This window comes from Dolichospermum sp. UHCC 0406 (genome assembly GCF_009712025.1).
GTDB classification, from domain to species: domain Bacteria; phylum Cyanobacteriota; class Cyanobacteriia; order Cyanobacteriales; family Nostocaceae; genus Dolichospermum; species Dolichospermum lemmermannii.
The window spans coordinates 493,465-515,837 of sequence record NZ_VILA01000001.1 but is presented as its reverse complement, the minus strand read 5'-3'; the positions used below and the strand labels follow the sequence as shown (position 1 = coordinate 515,837).

Annotated in this window: 23 protein-coding genes; 16 read left to right on the top strand and 7 right to left on the bottom strand. The window is 40.0% G+C overall.

The window, feature by feature from the left end; translation table 11 throughout:
- The first annotated feature begins 310 nt into the window (after positions 1-310).
- From FJR09_RS02315 to dprA, 6 genes are all read left to right on the top strand, one after another.
- The gene (locus FJR09_RS02315) at positions 311-1,243 is read left to right on the top strand and encodes a J domain-containing protein (protein WP_015080458.1); all 933 of its coding nucleotides are present in this window, start codon (positions 311-313) and stop codon (positions 1,241-1,243) included.
- Positions 1,243-2,448 (top strand): ATP phosphoribosyltransferase regulatory subunit, encoded by a 1,206-nt coding sequence (locus tag FJR09_RS02310; protein ID WP_015080457.1) that lies wholly within the window; start codon positions 1,243-1,245, stop codon positions 2,446-2,448. Before FJR09_RS02315 ends, FJR09_RS02310 begins: the two co-directional genes overlap by 1 nt.
- Positions 2,449-2,532: 84 nt before the next feature.
- Positions 2,533-2,760, top strand: coding sequence for a ferredoxin family protein (locus tag FJR09_RS02305; RefSeq protein WP_015080456.1), 228 nt, complete (start codon positions 2,533-2,535; stop codon positions 2,758-2,760).
- A gap of 277 nt (positions 2,761-3,037) precedes the next feature.
- Complete coding sequence (locus FJR09_RS02300; protein ID WP_015080455.1) at positions 3,038-3,766, top strand: ABC transporter ATP-binding protein; 729 nt, start codon at positions 3,038-3,040, stop codon at positions 3,764-3,766.
- Between the two features lie 75 nt (positions 3,767-3,841).
- Positions 3,842-4,495, top strand: coding sequence for a DUF2301 domain-containing membrane protein (locus tag FJR09_RS02295; protein ID WP_168652417.1), 654 nt, complete (start codon positions 3,842-3,844; stop codon positions 4,493-4,495).
- 89 nt (positions 4,496-4,584) lie between these two features.
- Complete coding sequence (dprA, locus tag FJR09_RS02290) at positions 4,585-5,700, top strand: DNA-processing protein DprA (RefSeq protein ID WP_015080453.1); 1,116 nt, start codon at positions 4,585-4,587, stop codon at positions 5,698-5,700.
- Here dprA and FJR09_RS02285 read toward each other — a convergent pair.
- Positions 5,697-5,969 (bottom strand): hypothetical protein, encoded by a 273-nt coding sequence (locus tag FJR09_RS02285; protein ID WP_015080452.1) that lies wholly within the window; start codon positions 5,967-5,969, stop codon positions 5,697-5,699. The two genes, dprA and FJR09_RS02285, sit on opposite strands and share 4 nt — an antisense overlap.
- A 95-nt stretch (positions 5,970-6,064) precedes the next feature.
- Complete coding sequence (locus FJR09_RS02280; RefSeq protein WP_168652416.1) at positions 6,065-7,627, bottom strand: serine hydrolase; 1,563 nt, start codon at positions 7,625-7,627, stop codon at positions 6,065-6,067.
- Positions 7,628-8,391: 764 nt separating this feature from the next.
- Here FJR09_RS02280 and FJR09_RS02275 point away from each other — a divergent pair.
- The 8 genes from FJR09_RS02275 to FJR09_RS02240 all read left to right on the top strand — a co-directional run bounded on the left by FJR09_RS02275 (position 8,392) and on the right by FJR09_RS02240 (position 17,855).
- Positions 8,392-10,152 carry an alpha/beta hydrolase gene (locus FJR09_RS02275; protein ID WP_168652415.1) on the top strand — a complete coding sequence of 587 codons (1,761 nt, stop codon included), beginning with the start codon at positions 8,392-8,394 and terminating at the stop codon, positions 10,150-10,152.
- A gap of 85 nt (positions 10,153-10,237) precedes the next feature.
- Complete coding sequence (gene truB / locus FJR09_RS02270; protein WP_015080449.1) at positions 10,238-11,119, top strand: tRNA pseudouridine(55) synthase TruB; 882 nt, start codon at positions 10,238-10,240, stop codon at positions 11,117-11,119.
- Between the two features lie 247 nt (positions 11,120-11,366).
- Positions 11,367-12,407: a hypothetical protein gene (locus tag FJR09_RS02265; RefSeq protein WP_148279049.1), complete on the top strand. Its 1,041-nt coding sequence runs from the start codon at positions 11,367-11,369 to the stop codon at positions 12,405-12,407.
- 25 nt (positions 12,408-12,432) lie between these two features.
- Positions 12,433-13,524: a hypothetical protein gene (locus FJR09_RS02260; RefSeq protein ID WP_168654008.1), complete on the top strand. Its 1,092-nt coding sequence runs from the start codon at positions 12,433-12,435 to the stop codon at positions 13,522-13,524.
- Between the two features lie 132 nt (positions 13,525-13,656).
- Positions 13,657-15,087: a dihydrolipoyl dehydrogenase gene (gene lpdA, locus FJR09_RS02255; RefSeq protein WP_168633561.1), complete on the top strand. Its 1,431-nt coding sequence runs from the start codon at positions 13,657-13,659 to the stop codon at positions 15,085-15,087.
- A 148-nt stretch (positions 15,088-15,235) separates the two neighbouring features.
- Positions 15,236-16,117: an indole-3-glycerol phosphate synthase TrpC gene (gene trpC / locus FJR09_RS02250; protein WP_015080445.1), complete on the top strand. Its 882-nt coding sequence runs from the start codon at positions 15,236-15,238 to the stop codon at positions 16,115-16,117.
- 173 nt (positions 16,118-16,290) lie between these two features.
- Positions 16,291-16,536: a DUF5340 domain-containing protein gene (locus FJR09_RS02245; protein ID WP_015080444.1), complete on the top strand. Its 246-nt coding sequence runs from the start codon at positions 16,291-16,293 to the stop codon at positions 16,534-16,536.
- Between the two features lie 167 nt (positions 16,537-16,703).
- Positions 16,704-17,855, top strand: coding sequence for an alanine--glyoxylate aminotransferase family protein (locus FJR09_RS02240; protein WP_015080443.1), 1,152 nt, complete (start codon positions 16,704-16,706; stop codon positions 17,853-17,855).
- Between the two features lie 60 nt (positions 17,856-17,915).
- Here FJR09_RS02240 and FJR09_RS02235 read toward each other — a convergent pair whose 3' ends face one another.
- The 5 genes from FJR09_RS02235 to FJR09_RS02215 form a co-directional block, all read right to left on the bottom strand.
- Complete coding sequence (locus FJR09_RS02235; protein WP_015080442.1) at positions 17,916-18,143, bottom strand: DUF2949 domain-containing protein; 228 nt, start codon at positions 18,141-18,143, stop codon at positions 17,916-17,918.
- A 565-nt stretch (positions 18,144-18,708) separates the two neighbouring features.
- Complete coding sequence (locus tag FJR09_RS02230; RefSeq protein ID WP_015080441.1) at positions 18,709-19,236, bottom strand: DUF192 domain-containing protein; 528 nt, start codon at positions 19,234-19,236, stop codon at positions 18,709-18,711.
- Between the two features lie 158 nt (positions 19,237-19,394).
- A complete protein-coding gene (nblR, locus tag FJR09_RS02225) occupies positions 19,395-20,108 on the bottom strand; it encodes a response regulator transcription factor NblR (RefSeq protein ID WP_168633558.1) in 714 nt (237 codons plus the stop codon).
- Positions 20,109-20,343: 235 nt separating this feature from the next.
- Positions 20,344-21,132 (bottom strand): BMC domain-containing protein, encoded by a 789-nt coding sequence (locus FJR09_RS02220; protein ID WP_168652413.1) that lies wholly within the window; start codon positions 21,130-21,132, stop codon positions 20,344-20,346.
- A gap of 100 nt (positions 21,133-21,232) precedes the next feature.
- Entirely contained in the window at positions 21,233-22,042 is an 810-nt protein-coding gene (locus tag FJR09_RS02215) for a carbon dioxide concentrating mechanism protein (RefSeq protein WP_015080438.1), read from the bottom strand.
- On the opposite strand from FJR09_RS02215, the gene FJR09_RS02210 reads away from it, so the two are divergent.
- Complete coding sequence (locus FJR09_RS02210; protein WP_254433015.1) at positions 22,041-22,277, top strand: hypothetical protein; 237 nt, start codon at positions 22,041-22,043, stop codon at positions 22,275-22,277. The two genes, FJR09_RS02215 and FJR09_RS02210, sit on opposite strands and share 2 nt — an antisense overlap.
- Positions 22,222-22,347: a hypothetical protein gene (locus FJR09_RS25710; protein WP_256370232.1), complete on the top strand. Its 126-nt coding sequence runs from the start codon at positions 22,222-22,224 to the stop codon at positions 22,345-22,347. The genes FJR09_RS02210 and FJR09_RS25710 overlap by 56 nt, the downstream gene beginning before the upstream one ends.
- Positions 22,348-22,373 lie beyond the last annotated feature (26 nt).

Genomic DNA, 22,373 nt, shown 5'->3' with positions numbered 1-22,373 from the left:
CTGTTTTGGTGTACTATCTGTTCTTATTGGGGTCATATTTTATAATTGCTGAAATGCTTTTTAGATATACATTTTCGCAGTTTTTGACCCCTTTTTTTCTTTTCTTTGTGAGAAATCCGGGCTAAGGGGGGAAACCGGAAAATTCAGTTCCCTCCCCTTACCAAGGGGAGGGTTAGGGTGGGGTTTATTAAATATGTGTCCGCACCGTAGTTTCTCTGATTCAACTTTTTGGTTATGACTAGATTTGCAACTCTCTATTATTCCCTGTAAACTAAAAAGAATATGCTGTGGTGCAATACTTGTAATAAAGATGTCGTTAAAAATAGATGGTGGATTATTTATCTATGATTTCATAGATCATCACGCAATTTTGTGTGTGCCAGTTAATGCTGAATTTCCAGAAATACGTAAACGTTATTTACAAATTGCCCGGCGCTTACACCCAGATAGTTCCAAGGTAGTGGGTGCATTAGAAAAAGATATAGCTAATCAACTGTTTGCAAAGCTAGTTAACCCGGCTTATAAAAAGCTGTCGGTAGAAGCCAATCGGGCTGAATACTTGTTTATTTTATCACAAATGGGCAAACGGTTTGCACAACAACCAGGAGCAATCAGATTAAAAACGGAACTAGCCCAGCAATTGATAACTGCGCCTAATATTAGTATGTCCTATCAGGAAGCGATCGCTAAAATTGCCGAAACTCAATTTAGTGATTTGCAACAAGCATCCCAAATTATCGCTCAAATTAGTGAGCTAAATCTAGTTTACCTGATGCGGGTGGCAGGAGGGTCAACGAATCAGCCCCCATCTAGTCAACCTCAAGGTTCTGCCCCAAATTTACCACCAACTCTAACCTTACCACCCGAAGAAGATTCACCAGTAGAACAATACCTGCGTCGCGCTCAAAATTTGCTAGAAACAAACCAATTGTCCCAGTCCAAAGTAGAATTACAGGAAGCCCTAAAGTTAGAGCCGAAAAATAGTCGTTGCCATAGTTTAATCGCAATGGTATATTTACGGCAAAATCAACTGAAAATGGCAAAAATTCACTTTGATAATGCCCTGAAAATAGATCCTAATGAAAAAATCGCTTTGGAATGGAAACCCAAGGTAGATCAAGCTTTAGGAATTAGAAACAGTGGTTCTCAAGGGAGTTCCGCTTCTAAAACTGAAGAGAAGCAACCAGATAAGTCTGGAAAAAGTGGTTTGTTTGGTGGTTTGTTTGGTGGGAAGAAAAAATAATGGTGTATCAACCAGCAGCGGGAGCAAGGGATCTACTACCTTTAGATGTGGCGCAAAAACGCTGGATTGAAGATAGATTAGAACAAGTATTTCAACGTTGGGGATATCACAGGATTATCACCTCAACTCTGGAACGAATGGATACCCTCATGGCAGGTGAAGCAATTCAGCGTCCCATGGTGATTCAACTCCAAAATAGTCAAAATGAAGAATTGGGATTGCGTCCAGAATTGACTGCCTCTATCGCCCGCACAGTGGTGACTCGCATGACAGATGCGACCTATCCCCAGCGACTATATTACAACGCTAATGTTTTCCGCCGTAATTGGGAAGGCCGCCATAATCGTCAGCAAGAGTATTATCAAGCTGGGGTGGAGTTACTGGGTGCGGGGGGATTATTAGCCAATGCGGAAGTATTGCTATTAGTCGCAGATTGTTTAACAGCATTGGGTTTACAAGGGTGGCGGTTAATTTTAGGGGAAGCGGGAATTACTCGTTCTTTGCTGAATGCTTTTCCCCCGGAAATCAGAAATCAAGTCCGCAGGGCGATCGCTAATTTGGATAGTATAGCTATTGATACCTTACCTTTGAGCGAAGAACTCCGCCAACGCGCTAAAATCATGTTGGATTTGCGGGGTGATAGTCGAGAGGTTTTAGAAAAAGTCAGCAGTTTACATCTAGAACCAGACCAGCATGAGGCAATAAATAACCTCAAATCCCTAGTAGCATTACTAGATGGCAAATTTCCTTTAATCCTTGATTTGAGCCTAATTCAAACCATTGACTACTACACAGGCATTGTTTTTGAAGTAGTTAGTGAGACAAATTCCCAAGCACAGATTTTAGGAAGTGGTGGTCGTTATGACCAATTACTAGGTTTATATCATCCCCAAAAAGAAAATATTCCCGGTATCGGCTTTGAACTGAATATTGATGATTTATACCAAATTCTCCTATTAAATCAGCAACTACCCCAGGATATCCCCGCTAGTAATTGGTTAGTCGTCCCAGAAACCCCCGGCGCTGAAGCTGCGGCTTTTGCCTATGCTGAGAAATTACGTAATTCTTCTGATTTAATTAGAGTAGAAATAGATTTGGGAGATAGGGACGCAGAGGCGATTCGTCAATATGCAAGCGATCGCACCATTGCCCAAATTGCTTGGATTAAAGCCGATGGCTCACATACCATCGAAGCAGGATGTTAAAAAGGAGTTGTAGGGGTTTAGCAATGCTAAACCCCTACAGGAGTAGAACAAGAGAGACTGACAAAAAAGAGGGAATCGGAAAAAATGCCACATACCATTGTTACAGACGTTTGTGAAGGTGTTGCTGACTGCGTAAGTGCTTGTCCTGTAGCTTGTATTCATGAAGGTCCAGGGAAAAACGTTAAAGGTACAGGTTGGTACTGGATTGACTTCGCTACCTGTATAGATTGTGGCATTTGTATAGCAGTTTGCCCAGTGGAAGAGGCGATTTTACCAGAAGAAAGACCAGAATTGCAAAAAATCACAGCATAGTCAGAAGTTCCAGAATCTAGAATCCAGAATCCAGAATCCAGGGAATAAATTCCCTGTCTTATAGCTAAAGTCGGTTAAAACCGACTATTGTGTCCTTATTTCTTCAATTGAAAACATGAAGGTTGATTTTTAGGTAATTAGAGTGCGTTTTAACGCACTTTAGCTATAAGACCGGAAATTTATTTCCGGGCGGGTAGGTCAGCTAACAGATAAGCTATTTTAAGCTTCAGTTGACAGGAGTAAGCATTACCAAATCCCTACAAATGTCTAATCACAAATGACTAATAACTATTTATTAAAAGTAGAAAATGTCCACGCTGGATATATTAAAGATGTAGATATTTTGCAAGGTATCAACTTTCACATTGCACCAGGAGAATTAGTCACAGTCATTGGTCCCAATGGTGCAGGTAAATCCACCTTAGTAAAAACTATTTTTGGACTTTTAACACCTCATACTGGAACTATTACCTTTAAAGAGAAAAATTTAATTGGTTTAAAATCAAATCAAATTGTCGCCAAAGGAATGTCTTATGTTCCGCAAATTGCTAATGTTTTTCCATCTTTAACCATAGATGAAAACTTAGAAATGGGGGCTTTTGTGCGGAATATCCCATTAAAACCTCTTAAAGATAAAATATACAATATGTTTCCCCGATTGAGCGATCGCCGTCGTCAACGCGCGGGAACTCTTTCCGGTGGAGAAAGGCAAATGTTAGCAATGGGAAAAGCATTAATGTTAGAACCGAGTTTACTGCTTTTAGATGAACCTTCCGCCGCATTATCGCCCATTTTGGTAACTCAAGTATTTGAGCAAATTAAACAAATCAAAGCATCAGGGACTGCGATAGTTTTAGTTGAACAAAATGCCAGAAAAGCCTTAGAAATGGCAGATCGTGGTTATGTGTTAGAATCAGGGAAAGATGCTATGTCAGGACCAGGTAGAGAATTATTAAATGATCCGAAAGTGGGAGAATTATATTTAGGTGCTGGAAAGAGACATTGAAAACAAAAACAAGATCCCCGACTTCTTCAAGAAGTCGGGGATCTAAAGACTATACTATTAAGGAATATACTATTTATGACGACACAAACAATATCACCGGAAATATATCAAGGTCAATTTGGCGAATTTACAATTACCCAAAGCGATCGCCAAAGTGTGATAATTTATCGGGCAGGGCTAACGATAGCAGCCCTGTGTTTTGCCATTGGTAGCGGTTTAGCCTTATTTTATCCCCAACCCGCTGCAATTGCCGCCCTGACCCCTCTCTACACCTGTTTTAGTATTGCACTTGGAGTTAGTTTATTAACTATTCATATTTACATGGCATCTTTGCACCGCATTCTCCAAGTTTTTTGGATAATTGGCAGCATTTGTGCCTTTATTTTTGGACATAGTGATAGTCAAGCATTTGCAATTACTATTTATAATCAACCCCTAACCATATTAGGAATTGGTTTTACCTTTGCCGCTTTGACAGGAATTTTTTTCAAAGAAGGTTTTTGTTTCCATCGTTTAGAAACCAAAATCTTAACCCCCCTTGTTCCCTTACTACTATTAGGACATTTAACCGGAATTTTATCAACACCAGCAGAACCGATTTTATTAGCAACTTGGGCAATTTTCTTTTTAATCTTTGCTGTGAGAAAAATTATCCAACCCATTCCTCCCGACATTGGCGATAAATCAGTATTTGATTATTTAAAAAATCAACATTTAGCAAAAGTTTAATCTAATTGCACAGAATAAAAATCATCCGTATTCATCCGCGTCCATCTGCGTTTATCTGCGTTAAATCATTCTAAAAATCTTAATTTCCTATGTCAAACACAGAAGAACGTAAATATTGGTTAGCCTGGTCGCAAATTTCGGGAATTGGTCCCATATTATTACAAAGAGTACAACAGCACTTTGGTAATTTAGAAACAGCTTGGAAAGCCAGTCCTGGAGAATTACGAAAAGTTGAAGGTTTCGGATTTCAAACATTAGAAAAAGTTGTTCAACAAAAATCCCGTTTAAACCCAGAACAACTCCTCATTCAACACCAACAAATAAACCCCCATTTCTGGACACCAGCAGACTCAGAATATCCCCAATTACTGCGAGAAATCCCCAGTCCACCCCCATTATTGTACTATCGGGGAGAAGTTGATTTACAGGAAAATTCAGGACAAAAACCCTTAGTGGGAATTGTGGGAACTCGTCAACCCACAGAATACGGAATTAAATGGACGCGTCAAATTAGTACCGCATTAGCCAAAAATGGTTTTACCGTTGTTTCTGGAATGGCCGAAGGAATAGACACCGAAAGTCACGCAGCAGCAATGAAAGCCGGAGGAAGAACAATCGCAGTGGTGGGAACAGGTGTAGATGTTATTTATCCCTATAAAAATCAAAGTTTATATAAACAGATATTGACATCTGGCATAGTAATTAGTGAATATCCTGCGAAAACCACACCCAACCGCACCCATTTTCCCCGTCGAAATCGCATCATTGCCGGTTTAAGTCGTGCGGTATTAGTCATAGAAGCAGGAATAAAATCTGGGGCTTTAATCACAGCTACTTATGCGAATGAATTTTGTCGAGATGTTTACGCATTACCAGGAAGAATTGATGATCAACCATCCCAAGGTTGTTTAAAATTAATTAGTCAAGGTGCAGGTTTAATTAATCAAGAACTCAGTGAACTATTAACCCTGTTGGGTGCGATTCCCCAAATAGATATAGAAACTACTATAATTAAATCCCCTCCTCCTAACTTACCACCAGAATTACAACAAGTCATAGATACTTTAACTATTGATGCTTTATCTTTTGATTTTATAATTCAAAAAACAGGTATGAATGCGGCTTTAGTTTCTAGTTCTTTATTACAATTAGAACTCATGGGTTTAATTACCCAACTTCCAGGAATGCGATATCAAAAATGTTAAAATAATGGTGAGAAAGTTATAAAATTTACGCAAACAAGTTTAATTTTTGCTTGTAGTCTAGCAAAAACTACCTCACCATCTGTTACTTGTCCATTCTTAATCTGTTCAGTTCCTACCGCTATTTTTCCCCGTAGTTCCTCCAGTCTTCTTTCTCTGTCCAGCAGCAAACTAAAAGCCTCATTTACTGCATCTTCTATATTTTCAAATCGCCCCGTGTCAATATAAGCTTGTATTAATTCCTCTGTTTCAGGTTTAATTTGAATATTCATAATGTATTCTCCATCTGATAGATAGCCTTAACGCTGTTCTAACAATAAACCCACATTTTCTGCAACACCGAATTTTGAATTATTTTTGGAATTATTTATTGTTGTGGATAATATTGCGGAGTCAATTGTGGAGTCATCACAGGCGGTGGATAACTGCCTACAGGCATATTATTAACCATCCCATTAGGCATAGTAGGATTCATCAACTGTGGTTGAATAGGTTGCTGAATCAAGGGTTGAACAGGTGGTTGATAATTAGAAATAGGTGGAGTTATTGGTTGAGTAACTGGTTGAGTAACTGGTTGATTATTTGTCGGACTGCTGGGTGTGACTGTAGCTTGGCTAAAATGTTGATAAGCAGCGCTAGAAATAGAACTAATTAATTTCGCAGCGCGAGGATCATTATTGGGACGTTTTACCATGATAGCGGCAATATAACGCTTACCTGTCGGGACATCAATCAACCCCGCATCTGCCAACATAGTACCAATATCACCTGTTTTATGATAAGCATTTGCGCCTTTTCCTAAGCCAGCAGGTAAAAGATTATCTCGTTCAGTGCGACTCATGATATTAAGAATTAAATCACGCGATCGCATACTCACCATATTACCTTGATTCACCATCGAGATCAAATTCCCCAATTCTCGCGGACTAGTAGTATTAGTCCCTTCTAAATCCGGGAGAGGATTACGAATCATCGTCGTTATCAGTCCCCAACTGCGAAAACGCCCATTTAACGCCTCTTGTCCACCCAATTTAGCGACCAGCATATTCGTGGCTGTATTGTCGCTAATTGTAATCATCTTCGTAGCTACATCAAGAGCCGTGTATTTGCTGCCTGTGGGTTGATATTGCATATTTCCCGAACCCCCGACAATCATCTCCTTTTGCAAAATCAACATTTCATCCAGGCGGATTTTACCCTCATCCACATCCTGGAAAAAAGCAATCAAAATCGGGATTTTAATCGTGCTGGCCGCAGCAAAACTTATATTACTATTAATATCTATATAACCACCATTATCTAAATCTAATAAAAACACCCCTGGTATCAAATCAGAATTAGCGGTGGTGAGAGTTTGCAAAGAATTTTTTAAAGGAGTAATTTCCTGAGCCAGATATAAGCTTGTATTAGAACTTTGAGATGATTTTTGAGAAGTTGTAGTTTGAGCTACCGACATAACTGAATTAATGCGATTAGCAGGGTCTAGGAATGACAACAACGTACCCACAATCGCACCGACACCCACCCCGACAATCAACAACCGCAAGGCATATAACATGGTTCTAGCCATGGGTTTTAACCTGGTCTTGCGTGATCCTTTTCTGGCTATTTTCGGCTTTTCCATGGGTACCGTCTTTAATCTCACATTCCCCGGTGGCGAAATTTGAGTATTCTTCTTGACCGTAGGGACGGGTTTAACACCTGGGGGCATCATCTTCCGTGATGCTGGTCTTCGCCCCCCAGACGGGATAGGCGCAGAACTGATATGATTATTTATACAAGCCAATGCTGCCGCTTCTCTTGGGCTAGAAACTGCCGGCTGATTGATAACTTTTTTCTGTCCTGTCTTGGAGACTGGACGTTTACGCCGGCGACGCTGTACAGGTTGCCTTTGTGATATAGGTATGAGTTTGTCACTCGTTTCTGACATAGCTACTCCTTGTCACCCTCGACCCAGATTGTAAATTTATGCACCTTGATACTCAGTTTACCTTTTGGGACTAAGTAGCATTTTTGTGTCTAGTCTACTTTATATTTATCTTTTTGGGTAATCAGTTAGGTACATGATAACCCAAATTGGCGTTTTTAATATTACGGTTAGTCAACAGTAAGAAGATTTACATGAAATTATGTAAATTAAAATTGCCATGCAGACAATTTGCATAATCAAAATTGCTAGAAGCCTTACCACAGATATCTTTATTCATTTTCAAGTTTTGATTTTTAATTGCTGAGGTATCTAAAATTAATATTACCCGGACTCCTAGCCAACAGCCAGAAGTAATTAAGTATTACTGGTACTTGACTATCATGTCAAAATGATTTGTCTAATTTAGTCATTATCAATGATATTTCAAAGTTCGGATTAGTGGTATTTAATTATGAGTGCATTTTAAATTGTTATGAGTTTGACATCTATGGCATTAAAGAAATCTAATTAATAGGATTAATTAGCATTATTTAGATTTTATTAATCAGGAATAACACATAATAAATACTGATGTAGATAATTTCTGTATTTATTATGATCTTACAAGAAGTCCTAGTAATTAATTAGCAGCAACCTCATTTAAACCAGTCTTAAATTTGTTTGCGTAGCTTGTCATAGGCATTATTTTAAATTTGTTAACAGGGTGTTTAAATAACTACCAAAATTTGAGCCTCGCTCAACAACATCACCACAAAAGTTAAGCGATGAATATGTTTGGTAATTGGGGCAGCACCCTGAAAAGGAATTTCCTATCACTGATTTTATCCATATTGCTGCCAACATTTGGGATAAGTGACTCTGTTATGGCAGCAGAACAAATTCATGCTTCTTATTCAGCACTAGAAATTTCTATCCCCATTAGTGCCTTAGAAAGCTATGCTAAATATGGAATAATTAATCCAGATTTAGCCGGATATTATCAATATATTCCCAAAAACAAACTGCCAGAAGTAAGGAAGATTTTAATGCAGCCGCTGAAAATTAGTCCGGCTGTAGCTGCCCAATTTCTTGACACCCAACAAGGGAAATTTATCTTACAAAGATTAGCAGAATTAATTAAAACTAAATCCCATTATCCAAAATTTGTATCTCAGTCATTACGCACAGCCTTAATTGCCGCTGCGGCTGAACCGGAAGGGTTGAATTTATTAAATTTATTACGTAAATATCCTCAAAATAATATTAAAATTGATATGGTTTCCAGCATAAAAATTGCTGATGAATTGGAGAAAATGATCAGCGAAACTGAAAAAACTATTTCCGCATTAATCCAAACATCAAAATTAGAAGCTGCTAAAATCTCCCAAGCTAATTTGTCTCCATTCCCAAAATTGCCAAATCAACCCAATCTTTTAGCAAGAAAACAAATAATCAAGTTTTTTGACTCTTCAAGAAATAGACATTTATCCACAGATATATATATTCCTAATACCCAAAATCCTGCCCCTGTAATTGTTATTTCTCATGGCTTAGGTTTGGATAGTAGTAATTTTCGTTATTTAGCAAATCATTTAGTTACAAATGGTTTTGCTGTAATTCTTCCCAATCATCCTGGTAGTAATACTCAACAATTACAATCTTTAATTAAGGGTAATAGCAATCAAGTCACGCACCCCAATGAATTTAAAGATAGACCTTTAGATATCAAATATATTTTAGATCAATTAGAGTCAGATTCACAATTTCAGCACCGATTTAACTTACAACAAGTAGGCATATTTGGACAGTCATTAGGAGGTTATACTGCCTTAGCTTTAGCAGGGGCAAAAATTAACTTTCAACAACTACAAGCAGACTGTGATCACGACAAATTGCGAAATACTTGGAATATGTCTTTACTGTTGCAATGTCAAGCTTTAGAATTGCCCAACCAGTCAGGACAAGAGTACAATTTACAAGATACCAGAATCAAAGCAGCGATCGCTGTTAATCCCATCACCAGTTCTATTTTCGGACAAGCCGGTTTAAGCCAAATTCACACCCCAATCATGATCATTGGTAGCAGTGAAGATACCGTTGCTCCCGCATTATATGAGCAAATTGTCCCTTTTTCTTGGATTACTCATCCCCAGAAATATTTAGTCATGCTACTTGGTGGTACGCATTTTTCCACCATTGGGAATAGCAATCCTGACAGTACACAAATGGCATTACCAACAGATATGATCGGTGATGCTTCTCAAGCTCATGATTATATCAATGCTTTGAGTTTACCTTTCTTCCAAACCTATATAGCCGAAAAACTAGAATATCTTTCCTATCTTAACGCCGCCTATGCTGAAAGTATTTCTAGTCAGTCTCTCGGTTTAAATCTTGTTCAGTCTCTTGATCATCTCAAAATAGCACCAACTTTAGGTGAGCATTTCCCAGAAACCAACCCCGTTAAAAAAAGACTTTCTCATACCATCGTCCATTTTGGATTTTGGCTGCTGGGTATCGGTATTTCCCTATTGCATTTGATTTAAATTCCCGACTTCTTCAAGAAGTCTGGGATCTCCTATTTCCTATTTGTGTGAAAATACAAAGATCTCAACTCTAAAATCTAAAATTGTGCAAGGCTTTCTCAATTTAAACAAACCATTTGACTGGACTTCTCATGACTGCGTAGCCAAAGTCCGCAAACTACTGAATATGAAACGAGTCGGACACGCAGGAACTTTAGACCCCAAAGCTACCGGAGTATTACCAATAGCCTTGGGTAAAGCCACCAGATTATTACAATATTTACCAGGAGAAAAGGCTTATCAAGCCACTGTTCGGCTGGGGATACAAACTACTACAGATGATTTAGAAGGGGAAATTATTACCTCTGTACCCTGTCCAGGATTGGATTTGGAGAATATCAAAACCGTCCTTTCCCAGTTTATCGGTAAAATTGAGCAAATCCCCCCCAGCTACAGCGCCATTCAAGTTGATGGCCAACGCTTATATGATTTAGCGCGGAAAGGGGAAAAAGTTGAAGTTCCCGTGCGAACAGTCGAAATTTCCCAAATTCAGGTGTTAGATTGGCGAGATGGAGATTTTCCAGAATTAGATCTAGCCATATCCTGTGGTTCGGGAACATATATTCGTGCGATCGCTCGTGATTTAGGTACAATATTAAACACAGGTGGCACTCTATCTGCCCTAATCCGCACAGAAAGCAGCAGTTTTCAACTTCAAACCAGTCTCAGCTTCACAGATTTAGCCACCGAAATCGAAAACGGCAGATTTCAACCCATATCCCCAGACGCACCATTACAACACCTAAAATCCCTAAATTTACCAGCAGAATCAGCCAAAAGATGGTGTCAAGGTCAAAAAATTTCCCTCAATCTTGATATTCCCGACTTTGTGCGAGTTTATGAAACCCAAACCAATTTTTTAGGAATTGGGAAATTAACCAATGATTTATTAGTTCCCCAAATGGTGTTTTATGAATATCCAAATTAAAAATTAAGCAATTATAAATTAAAGAAAGAACTGCTGTCAGGAGTTGACGATGAATGTAGAATCCCCTCGGCTTTAGCCGAGGGGAGTGTCAAAAGTTCATAATTCTCCTGATAAATTCACGACAAATTCACAAAAATAGCACAATTCATCCTGTACATGACTCTTTTTTGGGAATTACTCTAATATACATTCGGGTGCATATAACCGTTGTGAGGAGTAAATTTTGAGAAAGGTAAAATTTCTATGTATGTTGTTACACACAAATTGGCTAAAGTGTATATGTACAACTTTGTTAGGCTATATATGGGCTACCACCAGTCTTTCAGTTACCCCTGCTTATGCAACAAATGAGATAGCGTCTAAAACCCATAGCAGTAAGGAATTAATAACTAATCAAGCCGCCTTAAAGACTAACTTACCGGATCTGCAAGAGGTGTTAGCGAAAAACGTAGAATCCAGGCAGAAGATTGAATCTCTTGTTGAGCAAAAAGAAGCAGGGATCATTGCTCAAACAGAAACTCCAGTCCCTGTAAATAACAGTCAAATTGATGCTGATAAATTACGCCAGGATTTATTAGTTGATCCCCTTGTTAAAGTAATTCCAGCCAAGCGAACCTACTCTCCTTCACTTACCTTTGCTACGCCAAGCGCCTTTGGAGCTACCTGGGGTGACGTTTTTATAGGGGCATCCGCAGCAACCACTGGTAAAGCTAGAACTCAACCAGACGGGAGTATCAGTATGGGTTTTGGGTTAGGAGATGCCCGGAAACTAATCGGTCTAGAACTTGGCTATAATATTGGCAGTATCAAGAGTTTTGGTGCAAATGGAACTTTTGACCTCAAAGCCAACCGCATTATCTATGCTAAAAACAACACTCAAATAGCCGCGGCTGCTGGCTGGAGAACTTTTGCATCGCACGTTGGTGGTGGAGAAACCGTGAGACCTTCCGGTGTCTATGGTGTGGTAACAAGTTACTCCCTATTAAAGCCTAAGGATACTGTTAATAAAATGCCCATCTCCTTTTCCGTAGGAGCCGGTGGTGGCGATTTCCGCACAGGTGATGCAAGTACAGGTGTATTTGCTGGAGTTGGGGTACAAGTTCATCCCCAAATAGGTGTGGGTATGGGCTGGAGTGGAGTTGGTTTAAATGTTGGGGCTTCTTTCGTACCTATATCTACTATTCCCTTGACCATTAATGCCGTCGGCGCGGATCTTACCGATACTAGCCAAGGCGGCACAGTCTTTGTTCTAAGTGTAGGCTATGGATTCAATTTCCTACCTAAATAAACACTTCAATTTTGAGAAAATCACCATGTTAAAAATCAGAACTTTTATTCTTGCCCTCAGTCTCACTCCCCTATTGGCGCTCAATTGGCAGACCTCTAGCCCAGCCCAAACTTCGCCCAGTCTGGGTACAGCCGGGAGTATGAGTGGCGCTCCTGGACCAGTTAATACGAGTCCTAGTGTGGGGACTGCTGGTGGCATGAGTGGCGGTGGCAACACTAGCACCAGTGGTAATACTATTTCCAACCCCGATCCCAGTGTCGGAACTGCTGGTGGTCAGAGTGGCGGTGGAACTACTGGCTCTAATGGTAATACTAATTCTAATCCCAGTGTCGGCAATGCTGGTGGTCAGAGTGGCGCTGGCAACGGGACAGCTAATAATGGTAATCCCGATGATAATACCAGTCCTAGTGTCGGCAACGCTGGCGGTCAGAGTGGCGCTGGCAACGGGACAGCTAATAATGGTAATCCCGATGATAATACCAGTCCTAGTGTCGGCAACGCTGGCGGTCAGAGTGGTGCTGATCAAGAGACAGCTAACAATGGTAATCCCGACGAGAATACCAGTGCTAGTGGCGGGAACGCTGGTGGTCAGAGTGGTGCTGGTGAAGAGACAGCTAACAATGCCGACAATGGTGGCAATAATAATGAAGGAAATAATGAGAATCCTTCAGGTTCTGGAGAAACTCTTATACCTAGAGCATCTTCCATTACCATCCGCCGCACACCGCAGGGAAATATCATTGGGATTAAACTAGAGGCTCAGAAACAAGTAAATGAGGCTGCTTTTGACCTATTAAATAGAAACAATTCTGGAGTTTTAGTAGCCCTCTTGCAAGGCGGATCAATTGGACAGACCGCATCTGATAACTTGACAAATTTCCTAACTAATGCAGGTGTTAATACAGACTTAGGAAATAACTTAAGAGTAATCCTCAGTAGGATTGTACCCAATCAAGGAAATGCGGATGTAGATATTAACCAGTTGAATAATGCTATTAATACTTACAACCAGATTATTCAACAAAGTAGTCCGGTGACTTTGCAAGCGCTTTCACAAAGCCAAGATTTTGTGGCAATTGGTCAAGCGCTAAAAGAATTGAGAACAGCGGTCAACTAATCTCAAGCCCAATCACACATTAACAGAAAATAACGGGGAGACACAAGAGCTTCTCCGTTATTTTTTGTTAATTTGAGAAAGTTACATAAAAAAGTTAAGTTGATAATAGGCGAAGACAACGGGGAAATAAAAGTGAGTCCTGGATTTGATTACGATTTAGTGATTATCGGCGCTGGTGTGGGTGGTCATGGTGCTGCTTTACACGCTATCAGTTGCGGTCAGAAAACAGCAATTATTGAAGCTGGAGATATGGGAGGAACTTGTGTAAACAGGGGTTGTATTCCTTCTAAGGCATTACTCGCGGCTTCAGGAAAGGTGAGGGAATTACGTAATGCCCATCATCTCAAGTCTTTGGGAATACAGATTGGCCATGTCGAGTTTGAACGGCAAGCGATCGCTGATCATGCTAACAATCTCGTCTCCAAAATTCAAGGGGACTTAACCAACAGTCTCAAACGCTTGGGAGTTGAGATTATCCGAGGTTGGGGCAAGGTATCTGGGACACAAAAAGTTACCATCGTCACAGATAAAGGTGAGAAAACCATCACCGCCCAAAATATCATCCTTTCCCCTGGTTCTGTCCCCTTCGTTCCCCCTGGAATTGAAGTAGACGGCAAAACTGTATTTACCAGTGACCAAGGCGTTAAATTAGAAACTCTACCCAAGTGGGTGGCGATTATTGGTAGCGGTTATATCGGCTTAGAATTTTCTGATGTTTACTCGGCTTTAGGTTGTGAAATTACCTTAATTGAAGCCCTCAGTGAGTTAATGCCAGGATTTGATCGGGATATTGCTAAACTGGCAGAACGGGTTTTAATTAACCCCCGCGATATTGAAACCAAAGTCGGTATTTACGCCAAAAAAGTCATTCCTGGTTCACCAGTAGTCATTGAGTTGGCTGACTTTGAAACTAAAGAAGATTTAGAAGTTCTCGAAGTTGACGCTTGTTTAGTCGCTACCGGTCGGGTTCCCGCTACCCAAAATCTTGGTCTAGAATCCGTTGGCGTTGAACTTGACCGCCGCAATTTTATTCCTGTCAATGATAATATGGCGGTATTGGCCAATGGGGAAGTTATCCCCCATCTCTGGGCTATTGGTGATGCTACCGGCAAAATGATGTTAGCTCATACTGCATCTGCCCAAGGGATCATTGCTGTAGAAAATATCTTGGGTCGTCAGAAAACAGTTGACTATCGCAGCATTCCTGCGGCTGCTTTTACCCATCCAGAAGTTAGTTATGTGGGCTTAACAGAAACCGCCGCCCATGCTTTAGGATTAACTCAAGGTTTTGAAGTCGCCACCAGTAAGAGTTACTTTAAAGGTAATTCCAAGGCTTTGGCGGAAAATGATACTGATGGAATGACGAAGGTAATTTATCGCAAAGATACTGGCGAGGTTTTAGGTGTACATATCTTTGGTCCCCACGCCTCAGATTTAATTCACGAAGCCGCAGCCGCTATTGCTAATCGTCAATCTATCCAAACTCTTGCTTACCTGGTTCACGCTCATCCAACACTTTCAGAAGTTTTAGATGAAGCTTATAAACGGGCATTAGTAAGTTAATAGAAGAATTAAGGAGTTACAGGTGATAGGTAATAGGTAATGGGGAAGAGAAAAATGTTCTTTCTTCTTCATTCTTCTTTCCGAACTCCTGACTCCTGACTCGGTGACTCCTGACTCCTGACTCCTGACTCCTGACTCCTTAAAAAATATGCAAATCCGTCGTCGTTCACCTAGCCCAGTTATTAATATTTCTATACTTCAGTATCAATCCGCTATAGAAGGGGCTGCACCAAATAATATTCTAGAAGAAATTGTCTGGCAGAAAGAAACAGAAGTTGAGAAAATGCGAGAAAGGCTACCTTTGCGGGAATTGCAAACACAAGCCCTATCAGCACCACCAACTCGTGATTTTGTTAATGCCTTGCGTCAAGGTAAAACTAATCCGGCTTTGATTGCTGAAGTCAAAAAAGCTTCTCCCAGTAAAGGGGTATTTAGGGAGGATTTTGACCCAGTAGCGATCGCTCAATCTTATCAAAAAGGTGGAGCTAGTTGTCTTTCTGTGCTGACAGATGTTAAATTTTTCCAAGGTAGTTTTGAAAATCTATCCTTAGTCCGTTCAGCGGTAGATTTACCTTTACTGTGCAAGGATTTTATTATCTATCCTTACCAAATGTATTGGGCGCGAATTCATGGAGCAGATGCAGTTTTATTAATAGCAGCAATTCTTAATGATCAAGATTTGCAATACTTTATCAAAATTGCTAATAACTTGAAAATGGCAGCTTTAATAGAAGTGCATAATTTAGCAGAATTAGATCGGGTGTTAGCCTTAGATGATGTTTCTTTAGTCGGGATTAATAATCGCAACTTGGAGGATTTTTCTGTTGATTTACAAACAACTTGTCAATTACTCACAGATAGAGGTGAAAAGTTACAAGCAAAAAACATTCTTGTAGTCAGCGAATCAGGATTGCATCACCCAGAGGATTTAAGTGTAGTTAAAAAAGCAGGTGCATCCGCTGTACTGATTGGTGAATCCTTGGTAAAACAACCAGATCCTCAATTAGCAATAGCCAATCTCTTTGCTTAATTACAGCCTTAAATGCCATATAAAACAAGGGTTTACATCCTCATTTTTCCTCTAGCCTGTGACTGAATAACTGCAATTATTTATTTCTTGTGTAACAATTAATTTGGAGTTAACTAAAGTTTAACTAAATTAAAAATTAAACATCCCTAAGTTACAACTTCACAATAAACTACATGGAGCCAATTCCTTTACCTTCTCCTATCCATTACGAACTTATACTTCAACTTTTAGAAAGACAAACCATGACTTCTCTGGGTCAAAACCAAGACCTCCGCAATCAAGTTAATCAACTGATTATTACCATGCGAAAAGCTGCATCCCAACAAAAGCGACTAGAAGAAAGTTTTCAATCTTCTTCTCTGAGCATTGATCACCGTTGGTCTATTAATCATTTTGGTGATAAAGTGGATTGCTCCTGATGAATGTCTATTTCCACCTGAACAAAAACCCAGCCCTGCAACAGCGGGGTTAATTAACAGTTTTTAACTGGCATTCCTACGAAAAATTTTAGTAGGTTTTTTTTGTGTTTTTATCCCCTGTAGCGGTTAATTTGGATTGTATTGAAATTTTCAACTAGGACACAAACATGGACGATAAATTGATGCTGATGATTCCTGGTCCTACCCCAGTTCCAGAAGCTGCTTTACTAGCATTAGCTAAACACCCTATTGGTCACCGCAGCGGTGAATTTAGTAGCATGATGGCAGAGGTGACAGAAAACCTCAAATGGCTACATCAAACCGCCAGTGATGTATTGATGTTAAACGTCAGCGGTACGGGTGCTGTAGAAGCGGGGATGATTAATTTTCTTTCTCCAGGCGATCGCATTTTAGTCGCTTCTAATGGTAAATTCGGGGAACGTTGGGTAGAAGTTGGTCAAGCTTTTGGCTTAAATGTGGAAACAGTTACCGCAGAATGGGGACAACCCTTAGACCCAGCCCAATTTGCAGCTAAACTCCAAGCTGATACCAACAAAGAAATCAAAGCTGTCATTATCACCCACAGCGAAACCTCAACAGGTGTCATTAATGACCTAGAAGCTATTAACCGCCACGTTAAAGAACATGGAGAGGCTTTAATTATTGTGGATGCTGTCACCAGTTTAGGGGCTTACAATGTCCCTGTAGACGCTTGGGGTTTGGATGTAGTCGCTTCTGGTTCACAAAAAGGTTACATGATTCCCCCAGGTTTAGGATTTGTCTCTGTCAGTCCTAAAGCTTGGGAGGCTTATAAAACCGCAAAATTGCCTAAGTATTATTTAGATTTAGGTAAATATCGGAAAGCCACTGCTAAAAATACCACCCCCTTTACTCCTCCCGTCAACTTAATGGTGGCACTACATACCACCTTGGGAATGATGAAAAAGGAAGGATTAGAATCCATTTTTACCCGTCATGAACGCCAAAAAAATGCTACTCGTGCGGCTATGAAGGCGTTGAATTTATCTTTGTTTGCTGCTGATGAATGTGCCAGTCCTGCCATTACCGCTGTAGCCACACCAGGCATCGAAACAGATAAAATTCGCTCTTTGATGAAAAAACGGTTTGATATTGCTTTAGCAGGTGGACAAGACCATCTGAGTAATAAAATTTTCCGCATAGGTCATCTGGGTTTTGTGTGCGATAGAGATATTCTTAGCTGTATCGCTTCCCTAGAAGTTGTCCTCCCACAAGTTGGTCATGAAAACTTCACCCCCGGAGCTGGTATAGCAGCAGCAGCAAAAGTTTTTGCCTCATAGTTATTAGGTTGGTAATTGATAATTGATAATTGATAATTGTCAATTGTCAATTGTCAATTGTTACGCAGTCTCTAGCCAATCATAAATTTGTTCTAACTGTTCTAGAGTAATTAACCCATATTGCCAAAGAGTCATGGTTAAAGAACCAGGATCTTGATCACGGTTACGTAATGCTACAGCTAGGGAAGCGGCGGAAATTGCCAAATCTTCTTGGAGAAAATTAATTAGCCGAGAATATCTTGATGGTGTCATTTGTATCTTACCTCCTTGAGTAGAATTGATGATCATAGATTGCTTATCTAATTTTGTGGGTATTGTATAACCAGTATTTTATTTGTCACATTGCTGTAAGTAAATAAAAGTTAAAGGTGGTATAAAAAAATTTTCTAAATAACCTTTTTTGTAAAGTATTAACCTACATGAATGTACTACTAAACCAAGGTACTTACAATCACGGGGGAAATCCCTAATACAGTGACTTATGTGTTCCATCAGGATAATATTTAGGTAATACTTTAACCATGATGTTAATGGTGACACTAACATCATTCAAGTTTTTTTGTTCTGGTTTAAGTAAAAAAGATTTCATAGCTTATATTCCTCTATTGACGACTATTTACACTTGCGTCAAAAGAGAGATTTTTGCTACTCAACCCTGAGTTGTGATTTTAACTGGAAAAAACTAAAATCCGATGTTATTCAAGTTACTGCTAAATATTAACCTCTTTACTACTATTTGTGCCAGGTTAGGTAATATTTTTTTTGACAAAACAATTCTGTATTCGATAAAAATTCAGAATAAAGACTTCTGCTATATCCAACCGGGATCATTGTCAGAAAATATTGATCCTGTTTACTGAGAAATATCAGAAGTTAGGAAATCAATTTTGACCTGATCTCCTTTATCTAAGCCTAGTTCTGCGGCTCGTCCTGACCTCAGTTCAATTACTTGATCTATCAGTACATTAGGACCATAGGTGGGACAAGGTTCTATGCCACAAGGAGGAGCAGATGCTTGGATGTACTGAACTACACCTTTTTGGATAAATACCATATCTAAGGCAACAGGTACATTTTTCATCCAAAATTTTACTGGTTGTGGGTTCGCAAAAGAAAATAGCATTCCTCGGTTATCTGGTAAAGCTAGTCTATACATCAAACCCATCTGTTGCTGTTCTTGTGTTCGTGCTACTTCTAACTGAATTTTTATATTTTTAGGAAGTATAGCTTCAGCAGAAATTGGCAGATTTTGTCCAGTATTTACTGGTGTTTGGGTTGATGATTCCGGTGTTACGACTGGAGATTGAGCCGTGGTAGGTGATGAACAGCCCATCAGTAATATACTAAGTAATATTGAACATAAACTAAGCCAAGAAACCATAAGTTGTCTAGGGAATAGGGAACAGGGAATAGGGAAAAAGTGATGATTTTACTAATCACCTCTTACCAAATCACTAATTAAATTATTTATGCAATTTAGATTCTGACTATCTTACTTAATTTTTGCAAAATTGCCTACAAATTTAGATTTTATAGATTTTACGAATCTCTGAGTACGTAACCTACACCGCGTATAGTTTGAATTAAGCGTTTTTGACCTTCTTCTTCAATTTTGAGCCGGAGGTAACGAATATATACTTCAATGACATTGGACTCACCCGTAAAGTCGTAACCCCAAACATTTTCTAAAATCTGTTCACGAGTTAATACTTCACGGGGATGTTCCATTAAGAACTTTAAGAGTTCAAATTCCTTCATGGTTAAGTCAATGGCCTTACTCTTGTAAAAAGCCCGACGGGTTCCTATATCTAAAATCAGATCCCCAAAGCGTAATTGCTCTGCGGTATCAATATCAGGTTTGAGATACAGACGAACCAGCCTTAACAAATCTTCCGAACGGTAAGGTTTGAGGATGTAATCATCAGCACCAGCGTCTAAACAAGCTATCCGATCATCTACTGTGTCTCTGGCCATCAGAACCAGTATAGGAGAACGATTGCCGATATTTCTGAGATTTTTACACAAAGATAGTCCTGATTCACCGACGAGCATTCGGTCTACAACAATTAAAGCAGGTTGGCGATGACTTTGATTCCTGGAAGCATCACTACAGTATTTTAATCCATTGGCTGCATCATGGGTCACAATGGCATCATAGCCAGCTTCTTGCAAATCAAAAGCTAATTGATTAGCCAAGGTTTCATCTGGTTCAATCACCAAAACAAAAACAGCGGGATTGTGGGTAGCTATCATAGCAGTTGGAGATTGGTAATTGGTAATTGCTAATATGAGTTATGAGTAAATACGGAAAATCAATCTACTGAGGTAATTAAAATATGGGCGCTCGTTTAAGGGTATTTTTAACTCGTGAGCAAGATAAAACCCTGTTGAACCTAAGAACAAGGGATTTACCACAAAAAGTCAAAGATCGAGCAGAGGTAATTAGGTTAAAGTCACATGATTGGTATCTAGAAAAAATAGCTGCTCATTATTCATCATTCCAAATTTCTTCCTTAACTCTCACAGGCAGTTTTGCCAAATCAGGCAACTCTATCGCTTCCACATCCGTTATTTTATCTTTAATATTAATGGGTATATTAACTGGTTGACGTTCTTCCAGCCAGCAACTAGCCACAGGCAAAGTTTCCTCCAACTCATCTAATGGCCGAGGAATCACCATAACTGCATTTAACTCACCAATGCGTTCCGCTTCAAACATACCTGCTTCCACAGCTACAGCCACATTAGCAACCGAACCGCGAATAATTGCCGTACACAAACCAGCACCAATCTTCTCATAAGATGCTAATTGCACATCAGCAGCTTTAAGCATAGCATCACAAGCGCCAACCATAGCGGGAAATCCGCGAGTTTCCACCAACCCAATGGCTTGATTACTCAAACGGCTGTATCCACCACCATCTCCCATAAATCGAGTCAGACGGTTAATAGGTAGAATTATATCTAAATTAGGATAAGGACGCGCAATCACCAAACTAGAAACCAACTGGCCAAACTGTTCAGCCGTTTGTACACCAGCTTCCACAGCCAAGCGGACATCAGCAATGCCACCTCGGACAATTGCTGTACAATGACCACTACCAATTTTTTCATAACCAACCAAGTGGACCCCAGCCGACTTTAACATCATGTCAGCCGTGCCAACTATAGCGGGGAAACTGAGGGTTGACACCATACCCAAAGCAGTATCTTTGAGGCTATCACGGCGACGTGCTGCGTGAATCGTACTCAAAGCGTGTTGATTGTATGTTTCCATCTAAATTTTCCAGGATAAGGTTCGTATAGCGTCTTCAATCACAGAAGAATGAAAACTAGCATTTCAATATGGACTTAAGTTCACACTTCATACTTAACACTTAACCTGAAGAATTGTTAGAGTTTTCGTTGCCCAAAGATTGTCTATGGGGAAATAATGTACTCAGCAGCCTATTTATGCTACCTTGTCCATAAATTTGCGTGCCAAAAATATTGTGAGTTTCCAGATCAGACTCGCTGGGTTTTATGTCCTCAGTGGTAGTTTCTGTAGACTCTGGGAGCGTAGTTTCAAGCGACGTAGCATCACCCACCACAGCCGTTTCTGACTCTGGTGGAGACTGGCTTTTCGGTGTAGGTGAAGGTGGAGATACAGGCGTAGATTGATGTTTAAACTCCAGAAAAGCCGCAACCGAGAGTTGAGTTGAGGAAAATACTTTTTCCTGTTTCTCTGGTTTCTCTGGTTGAGAATGAGGAGATTCAAGTTTTTCGGCTGATTCCTCTGGTTTCTCTGGGGGAGGATTGGTAGATTCTAGTTGTACCGCTGAAGGTTCAACAATCTGCCGACTATTATCTCCCAAAATTGAACCAGAGGGAATAACTTGACCTGGTGCTACGGAACAGTTAAAAACCGTTGTCGCTGCACCAATACAAGCATTAGCCCCAATTTTGCCTTCACCAACCATCAAGAAACCGGCTCCCAGGTTTGCGCCTGCTTCTATTTCTAGAATACCCTCACTTACTTGGAGAATTGACCCCATACCCAGGCATACACCAGCACCAATCACAATTTTACTATTAGTAGCTGCTTGCAAAACTACCCCAGGAGCTAATACCGCGCTGGGATGAATAATCACGTCGCCATGAATATGAGCATCAAATCTATCGCCCAGGCGTAGCAGCGATACAGACATGGAATTTATTACCTCGGAAGCCGGAAGTTGTCAGTTGTCAGTAGGGGCGAAGCATTTGGAAGATAAATTATCTATCATTGCCAAAAATAGTTCTCCAAATGCTTTGCCCGTACAGTTGTCAGTAGGGGCGAAGCATTTGGAAGATAAATTATCGGTCATTGCCAAAAATAGTTCTCCAAATGCTTCGCCCGTACAGTTGTCAGTTGTCAGTAGGGGCGAAGCATTTAGAAGATAAATTATCGCTCATTGCCAAAAATAGTTCTCCAAATGCTTTGCCCGTACAGTTGTCAGTGGTCAGTGGTTAGAAAGAAGAAGGAAAAAAATGTTCTCC

Bases quoted from the DNA above. Each gene is read 5' to 3' on its own strand.
- nblR (WP_168633558.1), bottom strand. From the start codon at position 20,108: ATGATAGCTACCCACAATCCCGCTGTTTTTGTTTTGGTGATTGAACCA.
- trpC (WP_015080445.1), top strand. From the start codon at position 15,236: ATGCAAATCCGTCGTCGTTCACCTAGCCCAGTTATTAATATTTCTATA.
- FJR09_RS02245 (WP_015080444.1), top strand. From the start codon at position 16,291: ATGGAGCCAATTCCTTTACCTTCTCCTATCCATTACGAACTTATACTT.
- FJR09_RS02235 (WP_015080442.1), bottom strand. From the start codon at position 18,143: ATGATCATCAATTCTACTCAAGGAGGTAAGATACAAATGACACCATCA.
- FJR09_RS02275 (WP_168652415.1), top strand. From the start codon at position 8,392: ATGAATATGTTTGGTAATTGGGGCAGCACCCTGAAAAGGAATTTCCTA.
- FJR09_RS02220 (WP_168652413.1), bottom strand. From the start codon at position 21,132: ATGGAAACATACAATCAACACGCTTTGAGTACGATTCACGCAGCACGT.
- FJR09_RS02285 (WP_015080452.1), bottom strand. From the start codon at position 5,969: ATGAATATTCAAATTAAACCTGAAACAGAGGAATTAATACAAGCTTAT.
- FJR09_RS02310 (WP_015080457.1), top strand. From the start codon at position 1,243: ATGGTGTATCAACCAGCAGCGGGAGCAAGGGATCTACTACCTTTAGAT.
- FJR09_RS02230 (WP_015080441.1), bottom strand. From the start codon at position 19,236: ATGGTTTCTTGGCTTAGTTTATGTTCAATATTACTTAGTATATTACTG.
- FJR09_RS02210 (WP_254433015.1), top strand. From the start codon at position 22,041: ATGGAATTTATTACCTCGGAAGCCGGAAGTTGTCAGTTGTCAGTAGGG.
- FJR09_RS02240 (WP_015080443.1), top strand. From the start codon at position 16,704: ATGGACGATAAATTGATGCTGATGATTCCTGGTCCTACCCCAGTTCCA.
- dprA (WP_015080453.1), top strand. From the start codon at position 4,585: ATGTCAAACACAGAAGAACGTAAATATTGGTTAGCCTGGTCGCAAATT.
- FJR09_RS02265 (WP_148279049.1), top strand. From the start codon at position 11,367: ATGTTGTTACACACAAATTGGCTAAAGTGTATATGTACAACTTTGTTA.
- FJR09_RS02315 (WP_015080458.1), top strand. From the start codon at position 311: ATGTCGTTAAAAATAGATGGTGGATTATTTATCTATGATTTCATAGAT.
- FJR09_RS02280 (WP_168652416.1), bottom strand. From the start codon at position 7,627: ATGTCAGAAACGAGTGACAAACTCATACCTATATCACAAAGGCAACCT.
- FJR09_RS02295 (WP_168652417.1), top strand. From the start codon at position 3,842: ATGACGACACAAACAATATCACCGGAAATATATCAAGGTCAATTTGGC.
- FJR09_RS02300 (WP_015080455.1), top strand. From the start codon at position 3,038: ATGACTAATAACTATTTATTAAAAGTAGAAAATGTCCACGCTGGATAT.
- FJR09_RS02215 (WP_015080438.1), bottom strand. From the start codon at position 22,042: ATGTCTGTATCGCTGCTACGCCTGGGCGATAGATTTGATGCTCATATT.
- FJR09_RS02305 (WP_015080456.1), top strand. From the start codon at position 2,533: ATGCCACATACCATTGTTACAGACGTTTGTGAAGGTGTTGCTGACTGC.
- FJR09_RS25710 (WP_256370232.1), top strand. From the start codon at position 22,222: ATGCTTCGCCCGTACAGTTGTCAGTTGTCAGTAGGGGCGAAGCATTTA.
- FJR09_RS02260 (WP_168654008.1), top strand. From the start codon at position 12,433: ATGTTAAAAATCAGAACTTTTATTCTTGCCCTCAGTCTCACTCCCCTA.